Source organism: Nitrospirillum guanabarense (genome assembly GCF_034653355.1).
In the GTDB taxonomy this organism is placed as follows: domain Bacteria; phylum Pseudomonadota; class Alphaproteobacteria; order Azospirillales; family Azospirillaceae; genus Nitrospirillum.
Genome location: NZ_JAYEER010000003.1, coordinates 171,582 through 189,085, shown reverse-complemented (window position 1 = coordinate 189,085; position 17,504 = coordinate 171,582). Strand labels below are relative to the sequence as shown.

The 17,504-nt window shown below is 65.9% G+C and carries 15 protein-coding genes and 1 pseudogene; 8 read left to right on the top strand and 8 right to left on the bottom strand.

Translation table 11 applies throughout. The features are described 5' to 3' along the window. The first annotated feature begins 5 nt into the window (after nt 1-5). On the top strand, nt 6-1,151 hold the full coding sequence (locus UAA55_RS10205; RefSeq protein ID WP_322952582.1) for a hypothetical protein: 1,146 nt from the start codon (nt 6-8) through the stop codon (nt 1,149-1,151). 269 nt (nt 1,152-1,420) lie between these two features. Continuing rightward, a complete protein-coding gene (locus tag UAA55_RS10200; RefSeq protein WP_322952581.1) occupies nt 1,421-2,119 on the top strand; it encodes a helix-turn-helix transcriptional regulator in 699 nt (232 codons plus the stop codon). On the opposite strand, the gene UAA55_RS10195 is transcribed toward UAA55_RS10200, so the two are convergent. After that, nucleotides 2,116-2,514 (bottom strand): hypothetical protein, encoded by a 399-nt coding sequence (locus UAA55_RS10195; protein WP_322952580.1) that lies wholly within the window; start codon nt 2,512-2,514, stop codon nt 2,116-2,118. The two genes, UAA55_RS10200 and UAA55_RS10195, sit on opposite strands and share 4 nt — an antisense overlap. Nucleotides 2,515-3,170: 656 nt before the next feature. On the opposite strand from UAA55_RS10195, the gene UAA55_RS10190 reads away from it, so the two are divergent. The 4 genes and pseudogenes from UAA55_RS10190 (at nt 3,171) to prfB (ending at nt 7,580) form a co-directional block, all read left to right on the top strand. After that, entirely contained in the window at nt 3,171-3,707 is a 537-nt protein-coding gene (locus tag UAA55_RS10190) for an EVE domain-containing protein (protein ID WP_322952579.1), read from the top strand. Between the two features lie 115 nt (nt 3,708-3,822). Further along, the gene (locus tag UAA55_RS10185) at nt 3,823-4,476 is read left to right on the top strand and encodes an OmpW/AlkL family protein (RefSeq protein WP_145750372.1); all 654 of its coding nucleotides are present in this window, start codon (nt 3,823-3,825) and stop codon (nt 4,474-4,476) included. Nucleotides 4,477-4,770: 294 nt separating this feature from the next. Next, a complete protein-coding gene (locus UAA55_RS10180) occupies nt 4,771-6,267 on the top strand; it encodes a methyl-accepting chemotaxis protein (RefSeq protein WP_322952578.1) in 1,497 nt (498 codons plus the stop codon). A 189-nt stretch (nt 6,268-6,456) separates the two neighbouring features. Then, nucleotides 6,457-7,580: pseudogene (gene prfB / locus UAA55_RS10175) on the top strand (peptide chain release factor 2). A gap of 153 nt (nt 7,581-7,733) precedes the next feature. On the opposite strand, the gene UAA55_RS10170 reads toward prfB, so the two are convergent. The 5 genes from UAA55_RS10170 to UAA55_RS10150 all read right to left on the bottom strand — a co-directional run bounded on the left by UAA55_RS10170 (nt 7,734) and on the right by UAA55_RS10150 (nt 14,057). After that, nucleotides 7,734-8,981: a patatin-like phospholipase family protein gene (locus tag UAA55_RS10170; RefSeq protein WP_322952577.1), complete on the bottom strand. Its 1,248-nt coding sequence runs from the start codon at nt 8,979-8,981 to the stop codon at nt 7,734-7,736. 45 nt (nt 8,982-9,026) lie between these two features. Beyond that, nucleotides 9,027-10,127 carry a hypothetical protein gene (locus UAA55_RS10165; RefSeq protein ID WP_322952576.1) on the bottom strand — a complete coding sequence of 367 codons (1,101 nt, stop codon included), beginning with the start codon at nt 10,125-10,127 and terminating at the stop codon, nt 9,027-9,029. A 319-nt stretch (nt 10,128-10,446) separates the two neighbouring features. After that, nucleotides 10,447-10,989 (bottom strand): GNAT family N-acetyltransferase, encoded by a 543-nt coding sequence (locus tag UAA55_RS10160; protein ID WP_322952575.1) that lies wholly within the window; start codon nt 10,987-10,989, stop codon nt 10,447-10,449. Between the two features lie 264 nt (nt 10,990-11,253). After that, a complete protein-coding gene (locus UAA55_RS10155; protein WP_322952574.1) occupies nt 11,254-13,113 on the bottom strand; it encodes a DUF885 domain-containing protein in 1,860 nt (619 codons plus the stop codon). Between the two features lie 149 nt (nt 13,114-13,262). Next, nucleotides 13,263-14,057, bottom strand: coding sequence for a ferritin-like domain-containing protein (locus tag UAA55_RS10150; protein ID WP_416235206.1), 795 nt, complete (start codon nt 14,055-14,057; stop codon nt 13,263-13,265). A gap of 263 nt (nt 14,058-14,320) precedes the next feature. On the opposite strand from UAA55_RS10150, the gene UAA55_RS10145 reads away from it, so the two are divergent. Both UAA55_RS10145 and UAA55_RS10140 read left to right on the top strand, forming a co-directional pair. Next, on the top strand, nt 14,321-15,040 hold the full coding sequence (locus UAA55_RS10145; RefSeq protein ID WP_322952572.1) for a TonB-dependent receptor plug domain-containing protein: 720 nt from the start codon (nt 14,321-14,323) through the stop codon (nt 15,038-15,040). Further along, the gene (locus tag UAA55_RS10140; protein WP_322954439.1) at nt 15,006-16,373 is read left to right on the top strand and encodes a TonB-dependent receptor; all 1,368 of its coding nucleotides are present in this window, start codon (nt 15,006-15,008) and stop codon (nt 16,371-16,373) included. Before UAA55_RS10145 ends, UAA55_RS10140 begins: the two co-directional genes overlap by 35 nt. Before the next feature lie 52 nt (nt 16,374-16,425). Here UAA55_RS10140 and UAA55_RS10135 read toward each other — a convergent pair whose 3' ends face one another. Continuing rightward, nucleotides 16,426-16,632: a hypothetical protein gene (locus tag UAA55_RS10135; RefSeq protein ID WP_322952571.1), complete on the bottom strand. Its 207-nt coding sequence runs from the start codon at nt 16,630-16,632 to the stop codon at nt 16,426-16,428. A gap of 187 nt (nt 16,633-16,819) precedes the next feature. Next, nucleotides 16,820-17,389, bottom strand: coding sequence for a flavin reductase family protein (locus tag UAA55_RS10130; RefSeq protein ID WP_322952570.1), 570 nt, complete (start codon nt 17,387-17,389; stop codon nt 16,820-16,822). Nucleotides 17,390-17,504 lie beyond the last annotated feature (115 nt).

The window sequence follows — 17,504 nt, the reverse complement described above, 5'->3', positions numbered from 1 at the left end:
GCCTCATGTCTTTGTTGCCCAGAAGCCCGCGCCGCCTGCTGGCCGGCGCGCTGATCGCGATGGGATTGGCGCCGGTGGCCCAGGCGGCCGGCTCCACGCCCGATTACAGCGCCTACACCACGACCGTCCTGATCCCCTTCATCCCGTCCATCACCCAAATGGTCACCAATCCCGATGGGACCAAGCAGCTGGAGAAGTTCGTCAACGCGCCGTCCTTTCACGTGAGGATCGGGACCAAGGCCGACGCCAAGGTCCACACGATGGACATGGACACGGGCTCCACCGGCGTGATGCTGCCGATTGGCGAAATCGTCGGCTATACGCGCGACCAGGTCGTGAAGATGGAGAAGGGGTGGGAATTCCTGTCCAGCGACAATCTTCTGTCGGTCGGTTACTGGGTTCCGCAGGATCTGGTATTCGTGGACAAGGACAAGAACCCGGTGGCGATGGCGCACCTGCGCGTGCTGGCGGTGGAAAAGCAGATCAAGTGCAGCTCATATGACGAGCAGAAGGCGCTGCCCGACTGCGAGGGTGAGCCCAGGCCGCCTTATCCGCACTACATGGGCGTGGGGTTCGGCCGGCGTTATGACGGCCAGCCGCAGGGTTTCCCGGACCGCAACGCGCTGCTCAGCATCGTCAGCATCAAGGGCAAGCCGGTGCAGCCCGGCACCATGCGCGCCGGCTACGTCATCACGGCGGACGGCATGCAGCTGGGCCTGACCCAGGACAATACCGCGGGCTTCACCTTCAGCCAGTTGGCCCCCTATCAGGGGTCGACGCTGGCGCGGGATTGGGCCCAGGTGACGGCCTGCATTTCCGTCAAGGGACAGGAATGCGTGGCCGGTAACGCCCTGATCGATACCGGCATCGCGCAGATGTACCTGAACCTGCCGCAGGCCAAGGCGGAAACGTTGGGCAAGGGGGATGCCGTCAATATCCGGATCCCGGCGACCGGCACGCCCATCGCGGCATACGCTTTCACGGTCAACCCCCAGGACCCGTTGCAGCCTTCCGCCGTCTACGTGCATCAGCGGCCGGCCTTCGCCAACACCGGCCGGCATTTCCTGCGCAGCTATCAGGTGGCGTTCGATGCCGACGGCGGTTATTTCGGTGTCCGGCCGAACCAGCCGCCATCGCGGCCTCGGCTGTGAGGGTATGGTCGCAAAGCGATCAGTGTCACCTGTTCCACGAACACATCCGGTTATGCGCGCATTCAATGGTCGAATGTCGGCACGGATCGGGACACGGCCGGCTTGGCCGCGCTGGCCATCCGCAACATCACGTTCGGCAGCGCCCAGGAAACGACCCCGATTATCATCAATGGCTCCAATCCGTTCTGACGCCAGCCGCTGGCATTGAGGGCGGGCGGGGGCCGGGCTACCATGCCGGGCCCCCGATCCATCGCGCCGGTTTCCATCCCTTGTCCCGCTCCGCCCGCCTGCTCGACCTTATCCAAGCGTTGCGGCGTCATCGCCGGCCGGTGACGGCTGCTGCTTTGGCCGATGAACTGGGCGTGTCACTCCGCACCGTCTATCGCGACGTGGCGACGCTGGCCGCGCAAGGCGTGCCGGTGGAGGGGGAGGCCGGCTTGGGCTACGTCCTGCGCCCTGGCTTCATGCTGCCGCCCCTGATGTTCGGGGATGACGAGATCGAGGCCCTGGTGCTGGGCCTGCGCTGGGTGGCACAGCGCGGCGACGGCCCCCTGGGCCTGGCGGCGCAGAACGCCACCGCCAAGATCACGGCCGTGCTGCCCGCCGACTTGAAGGCCCTGGCCGAGGACAGCGGCCTGGTGCCGGTGTCGCTGAAGCCCAGCGTGACGGAACCGCGCGACCTGACGGAAATCCGCCGCGCCATCCGGACGGAGCGCAAGCTGCGCATCGCCTACACCGACGGCCAGGGGCGGGCCAGCGACCGCACCATCTGGCCCTTCGCCCTGGCCTTTCTGGAACGGGTCCGCATGGTGGCGGCGTGGTGCGAGACCCGGCGGGCCTTCCGCCATTTCCGCACCGACCGCATCGTCGAGGTGACGGTGGAGGCCGACCGCTATCCCCGCCGCCGCCACGCCCTGCTGGCCGATTGGAAGGCGGAGATGGACGCCATGGACCCGGACGCCCCTTAGGAGGCGGGCTTCACGCTGTCGTAGGTCAGCAGCACCTCGGTATGGCCGTCGGCCAGGCGGTGGAACAGGGTGCCGGTCACGGCCACCCGGCGGCCCAGTGGGGGCTTGGCGCCCTTGGGCAGCCGCAGCTGCAGGGCGTCGATGGACTCCACGTCCTCGTCCGTTTCCGCCGTGCCGCCCGCCACGCAGATCATCTGCGGCAGGGTCAGCACGTAATAGTCTTCGTTGGTCACGCCCTTGGCGCCGCTGCGGGTGCCGTGCAGCAGGGTGATCTCCCCCGTCAGAGTCACGGGCTCCGGCTGGTAGGGCTGGCAGTCATGGGCCCAGGCGGTGGAGGTGACGGGCACGGCGGTGATGGCGGCCAGCGCTATCCGCGGAAGGGTTCTGGAATACATTCGAATGTCCCGAAACGTGCGAAGACTGGGACCGTAAAGGTTGCCGTTGCGTTTGGCGAGTGATGGCATGGTTGCGGCGGGATGAAGGGCTGGGCCAGTCTGTCGCCGCTGCCAAACTCTCCTGGAGCATTAGAATTCAAACAGGGTAGCAACACATGATGTGTCGCTCTGCTTGACATATTGAACGCGGATAAGGGGTGTGTTGGTCGCCTTGGCGCTGAGCACCAGGGAATAGAGCGCTTGTCCCGCGTTAGTCGTGACATCGATATAAAGAACGTCCCATATGCACCCTGCGGACGGCGGTGTGCTGAAGCCGACGTAGGCATAGGTGCTGCTTTGGGCGCCTACCCGGGATATGACCCTGTTGTAGTCAACTGTGTCGGCTAGGGCGCTTGTCGAGACAATGGAGAAAAAACTGATAGCACTAATCTTCATCAGTGATCGCACTGCCGAGTCTCCATATATATAGTTGATAATAAAATGACTAAGTCCCCTGTGGAAGTGTGTCAACATGCCAGTCGCCAGATGGAGCGTTTCTGTGTGCGCGCCTGTTCAGCCTGGCCAGGAAACATGGATTTAGGGCACAGTGGCCTCCTGACAGGATCTGTCAGGGCATGGCGCTAGGATACAGGTCCACCCGTCGATGGAGTGTCGCCATGACCCCCGAAGCCGCCACCGCCTCTTGCCTGCCGCTTCCGCCCGCCGTGTCGCTGGTCACCGGCACCCCAGGCTGGGTGTGGGTGGCGTCCGTGGGCGCCATCGGGCAGGGCCGGGCGGTGGGGGACGTGCGCCTGCCGGCCCGTCATGACGGGGGGCTGCGGCGGGTGGCGGCGGGGGACCGCGTGGCCTGTTTCGCCCCGGACGGCATGGGCGGCGCCTGCTTCCTGGCGGTGGGCCAGGTTCTGCCCGGCGGGATGTATGTCGAGCATGACGCCGCCGGGCGCGCCTGGGCCTGCCTGCCGGTCGCCTATCTGCCGTCGCGGCCCGTGCCGCTGGCCGCCGTGCTGGATGGGGCGCTGGCGGCCATGGGCTGGGGGTTCAGCCTGCCCGTGGGGCTGACGCGGCTGGACGGCGCCAGCCTGGACGCCATCGCGGCGGCGCTGGTGGGGAAGGCCGGGGCGGGCGGGGATGGCGACGATTCAGTCATGGCCTTTCCGCCGGTCCGTATTGCGTCCCTGGAAGGTGTTGATTGATACAGGTCAGGGATAGGGCGGCCAATCTCCAATAAAACTCCTCTCATTGAAAAATAAGTGCGGCGTTGAGGCGGCGGAACATTCGCCGGCCGCACTGTTCAAGGAGGGGTAAGTGATGAAGTTCTTGTCCGTCACGGTGGCCGCCGCTGCGCTCATGGCTGGGATTTACGGTATGGCCCCGGCGGCTCATGCCTCCGATGCTGGCGATTTCCTGATCCGGGGCCGCGCCCTGGTGGTGGCGCCGGACGTCGGCAGTTCGTTGTCCCTGGGCGGGGCCGGCATTCCCGGTCACACCGACATCAGCACGGCCATCGTGCCGGAAGTGGACTTCAGCTACTTCTTCACCGACAGCATCGCTGCGGAACTGATCGCCGGGACCACGCCGCACAACGTGAAGGCCTCGGGCACGCCGCTGGGGAAGGTCGATCTGGGCAATGTCTGGCTGCTGCCGCCGACGCTGACCTTCCAGTACCATTTCATGCCGCATGAAAAGATCAGCCCGTACATCGGCGTGGGCGTGAACTACACGCTGTTCTACGGCGTCGACAAGGGTGACGCCCTGGGCCTGAAGTACGACAACACCTTCGGCTACGCCTTTCAGGCCGGCGTCGATTACAAGCTGGACGACCACTGGTCCCTGAACCTGGACCTGAAGAAGCTGATGCTCAACACCACGGCCACGGTGAACGCCGGCCTGGGCACGCCCATCAAGGCGGACGTTGACATCAACCCCTGGCTGGTCGGTTTTGGCGTGGGCTACCGCTTCTGAGGCGAGGCGCCCATCGATTGTTGAAGCAACGGGTCGTTCCACCAGGCGTGGGCGGCCCGTTTGTCTTTTGCCGGGGATCGATAGCAATAAAACGAATTCCATCAAAAGAGGAACTAATCCTTCAGGTTAGTAATAAACGCCGCGTGAATGACCGGTTAAGTCTTTGATATGAAAACGTTAACCAGACCATTTGTAGTCTGTGTGTTTAAGGGAAATTTAAGGATACCGGCCCTAATCCTCGCATGTCCGGTCGGGAAATCTCGGCCACGCAATAAGGAAAAGGGCGGGCCAATCATGATGAGCGGGCTGTTTTCCCACGGCGCGGGTGCTAACCTAAAGGCGACCCTGGAGGCCGTTAACCGTTCCCAAGCCATCATCGAGTTCAAACTGGATGGCACCATCCTGACGGCCAACGAGAACTTCCTGAACGCCATGGGCTACAGCCTGGCGGAGATCCAGGGGCGGCACCACAGCATGTTCGTGGACCAGGCCCACAAGGACAGCGACGACTACCGGAACTTCTGGGACGCCTTGGCCCGGGGCGAATTCCAGACCGCCGAGTACAAGCGCGTGGCCAAGGGTGGCAGGGAGGTCTGGCTGCAGGCGACCTACACCCCGGTGATGGACGCCTCCGGCAAGCCGGTGAAGGTCATCAAGCTGGCGACCGACATCACCGCCCGCCGTCGGCGCAACGACGACCTACGCGGCCAGCTGAAGGCCATCCACAAGAGCCAGGCGGTCATCGAGTTCAACATGGACGGCACCATCCTGACGGCCAACGAGAACTTCCTGAACGCCATGGGCTACAGCCTGGCGGAGATCCAGGGGCGGCACCACAGCATGTTCGTGGATGATGCCTTCAAGGGCAGCGACGAATACAGGCGCTTCTGGGCGGCGCTGGGCCGGGGTGAGTTCCAGTCGGCCGAATACAAGCGCCTGGGCAAAGGCGGCCGCCCCGTGTGGATCCAGGCGACCTACAACCCCATCTTCGACATCGGCGGCAAGCCCTACAAGGTGGTGAAGTTCGCCACCGACATCACCGAGCAGGTGGAGGCCCGCGATCGCCGCGCGGCCACGCAGAAGGTGATCTCCCAGGATCTGAACGGCTTGGCGGGCGCCATGACCGTGACCGACGAGCAGGTCAGCCACGCCTCCAGCGCCGCCATGATCGCCTCGGGCAACGTGCAGGCCATCGCTGGCGGCGCCACCGAGCTGGTGGCCTCGATCGAGGAGATCAGCCGCCAGATGGCCGAAGCCTCCAAGATTTCCGAGGACGCGGTCCATCAGACGGACCTGACCAACGCCTCCGTCTCCGGCTTGCTGAACGCCGCCCAGCGGATCGGTGAGGTGGTGAAGCTGATCAGCGACATCGCCAGCCAGACCAACCTGCTGGCCCTGAACGCCACCATCGAAGCCGCCCGTGCGGGCGAAGCGGGCAAAGGCTTCGCCGTGGTGGCTTCCGAGGTCAAGGCCCTGGCCAACCAGACGGCCAAGGCCACGGGCGAGATCGCCGAACAGATCAACACGGTGCAGCTGGCCACCACGGAATTGGCCACGGCCATCCAGGGCATCGGCGGCATCATCAACCGCATCAACGCCATCTCCAGCGCCATGGCGGCGGCGGTCGAGGAACAGAACGCGGTCGCCCGCGACATCTCCAGCAACATGCAGACCGCCGCCGACGGCGTCTCCAGCATCAGCGAAAGCCTGACGAAGATCGCCGACGCCACCAATGGCGCCAACGCCTTGACCCGCCGGATCAACGAGGCCTCGCTGGCCATGGTCGGCTGACGACCCCCGCCTTGTTGAACCCGGACCTTGAAGGGCGTCCCCTCGGGGGCGCCCTTTTTTCGCGCACGACCCAGGGGCGGGCATCGCAACGCCCCCCATCGAAATGCAGGGTTCTAATCGGGCGTCCAAGCGGTTATCTAAGCGGTCCGTTACAAGACCATTTCATGACCCGAGACGAGGAGGACCGCGATGCGGGCCGAGATCGAGGCGGTCGTCGAGGCTGTGCGACAGTCCTTGACGCTGCTAAGGAGGCATCTTTGACTGGGAGAATGCCCTCCGCCGCTACGACGAACTGAACGCCCTGTCGGAAGACCCCAAGCTGTGGGACGATTCCGACCGCGCGCAGAAGATCATGCGGGAAAAGACCCAGCTTGAGACCGCCATCGAAGGCTATCGCGCGCTGGAGCGCGACCTGAACGACGGCATCGAGCTGATCGAGATGGGTGAGCTGGAAGGCGACCAGGAGATCGTCACCGACGCCGAGCAGGGCCTGATCGCCCTGCAGAAGCGCGCGGCCGCCCTGGAGCTGGAAAGCCTGCTGTCGGGTGAGGCCGACGCCAACGACTGCTACCTGGAAGTGAACGCCGGCGCCGGCGGCACCGAGGCCCAGGACTGGGCGCTGATGCTGCTGCGCATGTACACCCGCTGGGCCGAACAGCATAAGTTCAAGGTGGAACTGCTGGACGAGACCAACGGTGAAGAGGCGGGCATCAAGTCGTCCACGATCCAGATCAAGGGCCACAACGCCTATGGCTGGCTGAAGACGGAATCGGGCGTGCACCGCCTGGTGCGCATCAGCCCCTTCGACAGCCAGGCGCGCCGGCACACCAGTTTCTCCAGCGTCTCCGTCACCCCGGTCATCGACGACAAGATCGTGGTGGAGATCAACGAGAAGGACGTTCGCGTTGACACCTACCGCGCCTCCGGCGCCGGCGGCCAGCACGTGAACAAGACGGACTCGGCCGTGCGCCTGACCCACATGCCCACGGGCATCGTGGTCGCCTGCCAGCAGGAACGCAGCCAGCACAAGAACCGGTCCAAGGCCTGGGACATGCTGCGCGCCCGCATCTATGAGATGGAGCTGCGCAAGCGTGAGGAGGCCGCCGCCAACCTGGAGGCGCAGAAGACGGAGATCGGCTGGGGCCACCAGAATCCGCTCCTACGTCCTGCAGCCCTACCAGATGGTGAAGGATCTGCGCACCGGCGTGGAAACCAGCCAGAGCGGCGCCGTTCTCGATGGCGACATCGACGAGTTCCTGCAGGCCGCCTTGGCCCACAGGATCAAGGGCCAGGGCGATGAGGCGGAGGCGTAAGCCTGTGTGCGCCTGCGTCGTTCTGAAAGCGTAATGAAAGGGCCGGGGAGAAATCCGCCGGCCCTTGTCATTTTCAGAGCCGGGCGACCAGGCGGCGGATGGTCTTGCCGGAGGAGCCGCCGGTTGCGGTGGCGCGTCCAAGGCCGATCCTCCTTATGCCGCCCCACCCGGTGCGGCGGCCTCCGGTGGATTGAAGGCATTCCAGGCCGTCAGGGCGTCGCTAAACGTGGTGTGTCCCAATTCGCACGCCAGGGTGTCATGGTCCATGCGAATTGGCTGGTTGCGAACGGAAGGGCTGGGGGCGCCGCTGCCCGCCAACCACAGCTCAGCCAGATGCTTGATCGCATCTACCTCGCCCTGTTCCACGGCATCCATGTCCATTTTGACCAGGGCCTGAAATTGCGCAGGCGACAGACCTTGGGGCGGGCCCCAGGGGCCTGGATCCGTCGCGGGCACTGGACTGATCAAGGGGTTCATCCGCACGATGCGGCTGACTTGGCCGTTGGGAAGGTCGGCACCGCCACCGGTCATGACGTGGGCGATGAAAGTCGCAGCATCGGGAGGATCATCCAGGACCGTGGTGGCCAGCTTTTTCAGGTCGGTCACCAATCCTGGATCCAATCGGGGGCATAGGAAAGGGGAAGGACGGGCGCCGTCCGCGGGCCATGCCAGCGCGACGGAGGCGGTGCCTATGCTCAACGCGCGGATATCGGTCGGCCGAACATCCAGTACGATTGCTTCGGTAACGGCGGCCAGGATGGGATTGTTATGCCCTGTCAAGCCGCCATCCCAATACCGTCCTGGATGGCCGCCGACGGGAAATTCCGCCGGCCCGTCGAAGTAGTTGAGGGGGGCGTTGGTGGACGCGTGTATGGCTTCGGCCAGTTCAATGTCGATCGTGTCGCCGACACCCAATTGAGCCCCGCCTTCAGCTCGCTTGGACCGGAAAAAGGCCGCCCGGTTACGGTCGTAGTCGAACCCAATGATCAGTACATGAAGATCCGTTTCGGACATTGAGCGGATGCCTTTGGCCACCTCGTTCAATTTCTGCTGGCCTCGCGTGCGCATCAGTCGCTGCAGGGCCGGCAGCTTCGCCTCGGCATTATATTTGGGGCCAATATCCGTCAGCTCACGCACCGCCCAATCGGGGATGGAACGGGTTGGCGAGAAGATGGACCGGCGGATGGTTTCGTTCTCGAACAAGGCCCGAATCTCTGTCGGTGATTTATTCTCCAGCAGACCACCCAGCACGATGCTGCCGCCGGAATTGGCGGCCACCATGTCGAATTCGGCCAGTATTTCCCGTCCTGGCGTGCCCTCGCCAAAGATTCTTCCCAACGCCAAGGCCTGGATCAGCGCCCAGGAACCACCACCATCAAGGGAAAGAATGCGGTACGTCATGACAGGCCCCTCCGACGAAAAAGGGTTGGGGAAGGCCGGTCGGATTTAGCCCCTTTGCCAGAAGCGCGTGGCTTCGGTCTTCAGGGTGTCCGGCCCGGGAATGCAGGAGACGATGTTTTCCCCAGCCGACTGGGCCAGGCTGGCGCAGGCGCTATCCAGAACCTTGTCCCAAGTGCGCCAAATCTGGACGCCCAAGGGCGGGCTGTTCGCGGGGGCGCCAGGGGGCAGGGCGGCGAATGCCGCGTCGAAGGCGGCGGCGGTGGCGCCAGGGGGCAGGGCGACTTTGCGCAGGTCTTCAAAACCGCCCGCGGCATAAGCGGCGCCGTAGTTGTTGTAGAGCGCCACCTTGTTCAGGCCTTCGATTGCGGCCTCGCCGATTTCCTTGACGTCGCCCAGAATGGTGGGGCCGGTGGCGATGGACACGACCAAGCGTTCAATCGCCGAGTAGGAATTATAGGCGTCGATCTTGTCCGCCAACGCCGCCGCCTGCAGGATCACCCAGACCCGCTGCATGTTCAGGACGTGCCGCAGGGCCAACCCTTCGTAAGGGGAGTGGCCGGGCGGAGCGATGAAGGTGATCAACGGATCGCCGGCGCTGTCCTTGAGGGGGGCGACGAAGGCGAGGGAATTCACCTCGAGGTTCAATTCCGCCTTGGTCAATAGGTGCAGGGCCTGCTGCGCGAATTCCGATTTGTGCGAAGCGTCTGCGTCATGCACCACGGCGGCCAGGTATTGGGCCACGGCAGCCAGGACCATATGGCCCCGCAGCAACCGGCCTTGGAAATTCACCGGATCCACCGGGGCGACATAGCAGTCGAGGAAACTGTTGAATGGCGTCGCTTCAATGGCGCCCAGCCATTGGGCGTCGGGTATGGCCTGGGTGGCCAGTGCCAATTCATCATTGGTGAGGGCGCTGCCGCTGGTCAGCATGATGCCCAGGTTGGATATGGCGGCCAAGATGACGGTGTTATCATCGGACGGTTTCGCCGCCATCGATTTGCGGCCATCGTCCCAAAGATTGGCCTTGCCAGCCAGGCATCGTGCATAGACGTTCTTGTCGCGCCCCGGCGGCTTGTACAGGCTGAGGGTGCTGCACCCGGACAGGGCGATGCAGGCGATGGCGCCCCATAAAGCCAATATCCGCATAGCGCTTCCCCTATTCTTGATGACAAGCGATCACGCGGAATCGCCCTGGGCAATTCCGGATACAGGTCGGATTGGGTATGGGGGCGCACGCGACGGGAAAGCCGTTCAACGGCGCCGGTGATGCTTGGAACCAGGCGCGGAGATGGCCGCGGGCCCCGCTGTTGTTCGCGGCATCTCACACAAAAGTTATATTCCTATATGTGTATGCAACCGTCAATCCCTGTTTTCTCACTTAAGCATCTTATGCGTGTATACGCGTCAACACCTTGACATGATTCCATGCCAAGCCGAGGCGGTGCCGGCTTCCCCTCCCGGCGGTTTAAGCGCGGCGCTTGCGGTACAGCACGTGGCGGCGCAGGGGGTGGCCATCAGCCAAGCGGGGATGATCGAAATCCTCCGCCGGGTCATGGGTCATGCCCAGCCGTTCCATGACGGCGCGCGACCGGCGGTTGGCCGGCACGGTCAGGGCCACCACCTGATCCAGGCCGAAGCGGGTGAAGGCGGCGTCCATCGCCGCCTGAGCCGCCTCGGTGGCGTAGCCCTGGCCCCACCACGCGCGGGCCAGCCGCCACGAAATCTCCACCGCCGGGGTGAAGGCGGCGGTGAAGCCCACGGTACCCAGGCCGACGAAGCCGATGAAGGGCGTCACGCCCGGCACCTCCACCGCCCAATAGCCGAAGCCATGTTGGACGAAGTGGGCTTGCGCACGGTCGACCAAGGCGTCGCTGCCGGTGCGGTCCAGAGGGGTGAGGAATTCCATCACCCGGGGATCGTCGGCCAGGGCGGCGAAGGCGTCGCGGTCGGTCGGCAACCAGGGGCGCAGCAGCAGACGGGGCGTCAGCAGTATGGGGATGTCGGACATGGGCGGTCCCTTCCGGGTTCCAAAACACGAAGGGGCGGCCCCGGATCGGGATGCCGCCCCCACGCATGCCGTGAACTGCCAAAGCTCTCGTCGGATCGGGCGCCACGTTTGGTTGGGCTGCCCTTTCCCCTATTACGCGGCACCGTGCCCCGACCCGGCGCCCGGTGCCATCAGTTCGTGTGATAATATAACGCATACCGGATATGGTCGGGACGGCGGGCTGTTTGGCATGGCCGTCCCAAATCCGGGTGGCTGAAATCGATCTCAGGCGGTGCGCTTGACCCAATCCTGCACCAGCGCCTCCAGCACCGGCAGGTTGACCGAGCCCGAGGTCAGCACCGTGTCGTGGAAGGCGCGGATGTCGAACCTGGTGCCCAGCTTGGCCTTGGCGGCCTCGCGCAGCTCCAGGATCTTGTTCATGCCGATCTTGTAGGCCAGCGCCTGGCCCGGCCAGACGAAGTAGCGCTCGATCTCGGTGATGTTGTCGTGCTCGGGGTTGGCCGTGTTGTCGTTCATGTAGGCGATGGCCTGTTCCCGCGTCCACCGCTTCAGGTGGATGCCGGTGTCCAGCACCAGGCGGGCGGCGCGGAACAGTTCCGAGGCGATGCGGCCGGCGTCCGAGTAGGGATCCTGGTAATAGCCGTACTCCTTGGGGAAGCGCTCGGCATACAGGGCCCAGCCCTCGCCATAGGCGCTGTTCCAGATGAAGCGGCGGAAGGTGGGCAGGTTGGCCATCTCCTGCGCGATGGCGATCTGCATGTGATGGCCGGGAATGCCCTCGTGATAGGCCAGGCTTTCCAGCATGGGGATGGGGTTGACCGACATGTCGTACAGGTTGGTGTAGAACACGCCGGGCCGCGACCCGTCCGGCGACGCCGGCTCATAGAAGGCGCTGGCCGTGGCCTTCTCGCGGAAGGGCTCCACCGCCTTGACCACGATGGGGGCCTTGGGCTTGGTCAGGAAGAACCGGTCCAGGTCCGACCGCATTTTATCGATGATGTCGGTGGCGCGCTTCAGCAGGGTGGCGCGACCCTCCGGCGTGGCCGGATCGAAGAAGCGCTTGTCGGTGCGCAGGTAATCGAAGAAGGCGCGCAGTTCGCCCTTGAAGCCCACCTTGGCCATGATGGCGCGCATCTCGTCCTGCAGCGCCGCCACCTCCTTCAGGCCCTGGGCGTGCACGGCCGCCGGGTCCAGGGGCAGGGTGGTCATCAGCTGCACTTGCGAGCGGTAGAAGCGTTCGCCATCCGGCAGGGCCCAGACGCCGTTGCTGGTGGTGGCCTTGGTCTCCAGCGCCGACACGGTGGCGATCAGCTTCTGGAACGAGGCCTGGACCTGGCCGGTAAGGGCCTTCTCCGCGGCGGCCAGCAGACGGGCCTGATCCGCCTCGGCCAGCTTCAGGGCCGTCACCTTCTCCGTGAAGTCGGCCAGCAGCGGGCTGCTTTCCGTGGCGCCGCTCGTGAACGGCTTGCCGGTGATGACGTTGCGCGCCGCCTCCAGGATGGATTTGAAGGCGAAGGCCGGCGGCAGGACACCCATGTCGGCCTGCTTGCCGATGCGGGCGATGTAGGCGTCCATCAGCGGGGCGATGCCCACCAGGCGGGCTACGTAGTCTTCCGCGTCCTGCGCGCTGCCGACGGCGTGGTAGGTGATCAGGAAGCTGGCGATGTCGGTGTGCGGGCCGGTCAGTTGGCTGATGACATAGCTGTGGTTACGCCAGGGATACTGGGTGATGGTCTGCTGCAGCTCATTCTCGAACAGCCGGGCGCTGACCTGGGCGCCGGGCGACAGCTCCGCCCCCTTGAAGCCCTTCAGGGTCTTCAGCCGCTGTTCGGCCAGGTGGAAGTTCTCCAGCAGGTGGGCGTCGTCCGGGATGGTCCATTTATCGTGCGGGCCGGGCAGGCCCAGCACGGTGCGCTGTTGCGGGTCGCGGGCCAGATCCTCGTTCCAGCAATCCTCGAAGAAGGCGTTCAGCGCCTTCTCCGTCTCCGATGGCTCGGCCGCCATGGCGGGCTGGGCGATCAGCCCGGGGACGGCCGTCAGGGCCACCAGGGCGGTACCGGCCATCAGGCCGCGGCGCAGCAGGGTACGGCGGGTCATGGTCTCACCGGAGGAGGAAGCGGTCATGGGCGTTCTGGATACCGTGGTGGGGCTGGCGGGGCAGCGAAAATGGCGGGAACCGGGCATGGGCCCAGCCGGATGGCGCGGATGGTAGCAAGGGCGATGGGCGCCGCCCAAGGACAGTTTGTTACTGAACGGTAACGGGGCTGACGGGTTTATTCGTCCAGTCCCGCCACCCCGGCCAGGATGGTTTCCACCGGTGCCAGCGGCTCATACCAGTCGGGCGGGAAGTTGGCCTTGCGGCGGCTGACGTCGTTGAAGGGGCGCTTGATGTCGCCCTTGAAGTACCGCCGTACCAGGGCGCGCCAGTGCTCCGCCGGCTCCTCCCCTGCGGCGGCGGCGATGACGCCGAACCAGTGGCGGCCGGCGGCGACGTGGCCGATCTCCTCATCATGGATGATCCGCAGCACGGCGGCGCTGTCCTCATCCCCCACCTTCTTGAGGTTGGCGATCATCATGGGCGTCACGTCCAGGCCACGCGCCTCCAGCACCATGGGCACCAGGGCCAGGCGGGCGGCCAGGTCATGGGCCGTGACCTCGCTGGCCTGCCACAGCCCGTCATGGGCCGGCAGGTCGCCATAGGAAGCATCCAGCGCGGCCAAGCGCTGGGCCAGCAGGCCGTGGTGCTTGGCCTCCTCATCCGCCACCTTCACCCAGTCGTCCTTGAAGGCGCGCGGCGCCGGCGTGCCGTCGGGGAGAGTGGTGAAGCGGGCCACGATGTCCCAGGCGAGGTCGATGGCGTTCAACTCGATATGGGCCAGGGCGTGCAGCAGGGCCACGCGGCCCGCCACGCTGCCGGCCTTGCGCCGCTTGGGCATGTCGCGCGGCAGCTTCAGTTCCGGCCGCTCGGGTCGCGCCGGGCGGTCCGGCGGCGGTGGGCCGGGCCGATCGGGCAGCAGGCCTTGCGCCCAGGCGGCGGCATAGGCCCGCGTCAGCCGCACCTTTTCCATCGGTGCCGCCGTCGTCAGCACGTGCACGGCCGCCGCCGTCAGGCTGGAGGTTAACGGTTGTTCGGCCGAATCATCTTGGAATGGTTCTAAAGTATCGGCCGAAGCAGGGTCTGGAACATGGTAGGGTGCCATGGCGTTTTTGGACGCCATCCGGTGGGGGGAAGTCAAGGGGCCCGCGCCCCCCATCGGGATTTGACAGGGCCCCGGGCGGCATTTAAGCCGTCGAGCCCCGGACATGGGGGCAATGCGGGGAGTAAATCGTCATGAGGCGGGCGGGGATCGCGCTGGCGGCGGCATTGTTGCCGGCGGCTGCTTGGGGGGCGGGGGATGTGGACCAGCTGCCCACCATCATCGTCACCGGCCGCGTGCCGCCCGACGCCGCCACCGAGCGCATCTACGGCACCTTGCAGTTGGACGGCACCTGGCTGGACGCGGCACCCGAGCGGCGGCTGGATGAGGCGCTGCGTAGCGTGCCCGGCTTCTCCCTGTTTCGCCGGACGGGCAGTACCAGCGCCCACCCCACATCGCAGGGCATTTCGCTGCGCGCCCTGGGACCCAACGGTGCCGGGCGCACCCTGGTGCTGGTGGACGACATCCCGATCAACGACCCCTTCGGCGGCTGGGTGTACTGGAGCCGCCTGCCCACCGCCGCCGTCGCCAGTGTGGCGGTGACGGAGGGCAGCGGCGCCGGCCCCTGGGGCAACCAGGCCCTGGACGGCGTCATCCGCATCACCACCAAGCCGCTGGAGGGCGGGGAGGTCCGGGCCGGCAGCAATGGCCTGGCGGAGGGCACGGCCGGCGCCTCCGCCGGTGGCGTTTCCATCCTGGCGCATGCCAGCCGCGGCGACGGCAGCTATCTGGTGCGGTCCGACCAGCGCGGCCCCATCGACACCCAAGCCGGCTGGGACGACGCCTGGGTGGATGTGAAGGCGCGCGGGGACGCCGTCGCTGGCCCTGGCCGGCACCCTCTCCGCCTTCCATGAGCACCGCGGCAACGGCACGCCCCTGCAGGAGAACGGCACCGACGCGCTGGAGGGCAGCCTGCGCCTGAGCGAGGCCGACGGTCCCCTGGGCCTTCCCTGGCACGGCACGCTGTACCTGCGCCGCTATGTCTTCAAGAACAGGTTCTCCTCCGTCAACGCCACGCGCACGGCTGAGACGCCGGCCCTGGACCAGTACCGCGTGCCGGCCACCGCCGCCGGCGGGTCGCTGTCCACCACGGTGGAGGAGGGCGGCGGACGCCGCACGGTGCTGGGCGCCGACCTGCGCTGGGCGGAAGGGGCGACGCATGAGCGTTTCCAGCCCGTGGCCGGGGTGTTCCAGCGCGACCGCGACGCCGGCGGCGATCAGATCGTGGGCGGCGTCTATGCCGAGCAGACCTGGCCGCTGGCGCAGACCGTCGACCTGCATGGCGGCGTGCGCCTGGATGGCTGGAGCACGGGGGATGGCCACCGGGTGGAGCGCTCCGTTCAGACGGGCGCCCTGACGCGCGACGACCACTACGACGACCGGGGCGGCGCCTTGCCCACGGCGCGGTTGGGCGTTGATTGGCGGCCCCTGTCGGATTGGACCCTGCGTGCGGCCGCCTACACCGGCTTCCGCCTGCCCACCATCAATGAGCTGTATCGCCCCTATCGCGTGGGCAACGACATCATCGAGGCCAACGCCCGGCTGAAGCCGGAGCGCATGGTGGGGGCGGAGGCCGGGATGACCTGGGCGCCCGAAAAAGGCCCCACCGTCAGCCTGACCGCGTATCACGACGGCGTCACCGACGCCGTGGACAATGTGCTGATCACCACCAAGCCGGGGACGGTGCCGGGCTTCGGCGTGGTGGTGCCGGCCGGCGGCACCTTCGCCCAGCGCCGCAACCTGGACCGGGTGCGGGCCGACGGGGTGGAGATGCGGGCGACCTGGGCGCTGGACCCCACGCTGGACGCGGGCCTGGGCTATCTGTGGAGCCGGTCGACCGTGTTGCGCGCCGACGGCTTCGTGGCCCTGGTGGGCAAGCGGCTGGCGCAGAGCCCGCTGCACACCGGCACGGCGGATCTGACGTGGACCCCGTCCGCCGCGTTCACCACGGCGCTGCGGCTGAAGGCCAGCGGCCAGCAGTATGAGGATGGGTTGAACACCCGGTCGTTGGCGCCGACGGTCACGGTGGACCTGTCGGGCACCTGGCGGATATCGGATTATCTGGCGGTTTTCGCCACTGCGGAGAACCTGTTCGACCGCACGGTGGAATCAGGGCGCCGCATCGATGGCCTGGTGGCGATCGCCCCGGGGCGGATCATTTCCGGCGGAGCACGTGTTGATTGGTAGTACGCGCGACCTGGTGGAAAAGTGGAAGAGGAAGCGGAAGGCCAAGGAATACTTAGCGCGGGGTCGCCGTGCCGGAAGATTGCTGATTCACGTAGAACTCGGCCGGAAAAGCGGGCTTGTAGTAGTGGCCGGCCTTGACCAGGGCGCGTTCGTGTTCCGAACGCATGTAACTGATCACCGGTAGTGACCAGGCGATGCTCAGCAGCACCACCCACAAGCTTAAAGTGACCAGGCGATCTTTATTGAACACGGCGGTCATGATCCCTACTCCTAAACTTCCCAAACCATCGTCCTTTATTGTGGAAGGATTGTGGCGGGAAGCAGCGCGTTGCGGCTCATGACGTTATTTTTACGCCCGTGAAGATGAACAGGTCGCTAACGACTGGGGGATCGCCTTTGAATTTTTCGCAAAGGGTAATGGTTAAGCCATCCCGCCGGCGCAGGGCTCAGCCGCTGACGGGATCGCCGATGGTGTAGAAATGGCCGCCGGCCACGTGGTGCAGGCTGCGCCAGGCGGGGTCGGCCGCCTCATACATCCAGTGCCCATCCTTGAAGATACGGGCGTCGGCCCAGGCGGCCACCACCTCGGCGATGAACAGATCGTAGGTCCGCTGGATGTGCGGCTCGGGGATGACGCGGCAGGACAACCAGGCGGCACAACCGGCGACCAGGGGCGGGACGTGCCCCTCGATGCGGAACAGCTCCACCCCGTGGCGGGCCAGCTTGTCGGGGGTGTCGGCCAGGCTTTCGCCGCCCACGCCTTGGGTCAGGCGCACCTGCGCCCGCGTCGGCACCTGCAGGGCGAAGGCGCCGCTGCCCTCGACCAGGACGCGGGTGGCCGTCGCCTTGTCCAGCACCACGGTGACCTTGGGCGGGCTGAAGTCCAGCGGGCAGGCCCAGGCGGCGGCCATGACGTTGTCCGTCCCGGCATGGTGGGCGGAGACCAGCACGGTGGGGCCGTGGTTCAGCAGGCGGTAGGCTTTGGCGAGATCGACGGGCTGGATGGGGGCGTCCACGGACCGGGCCTTCGTGAAGACGGGTAGGGGGTCCAGAGGTATCCTCAAAAATGTCACCGGCACAAGAAACGGATTGGCCGGAGGCGCCCCGCGCTCTACCGTTGCGCCCCGCGTC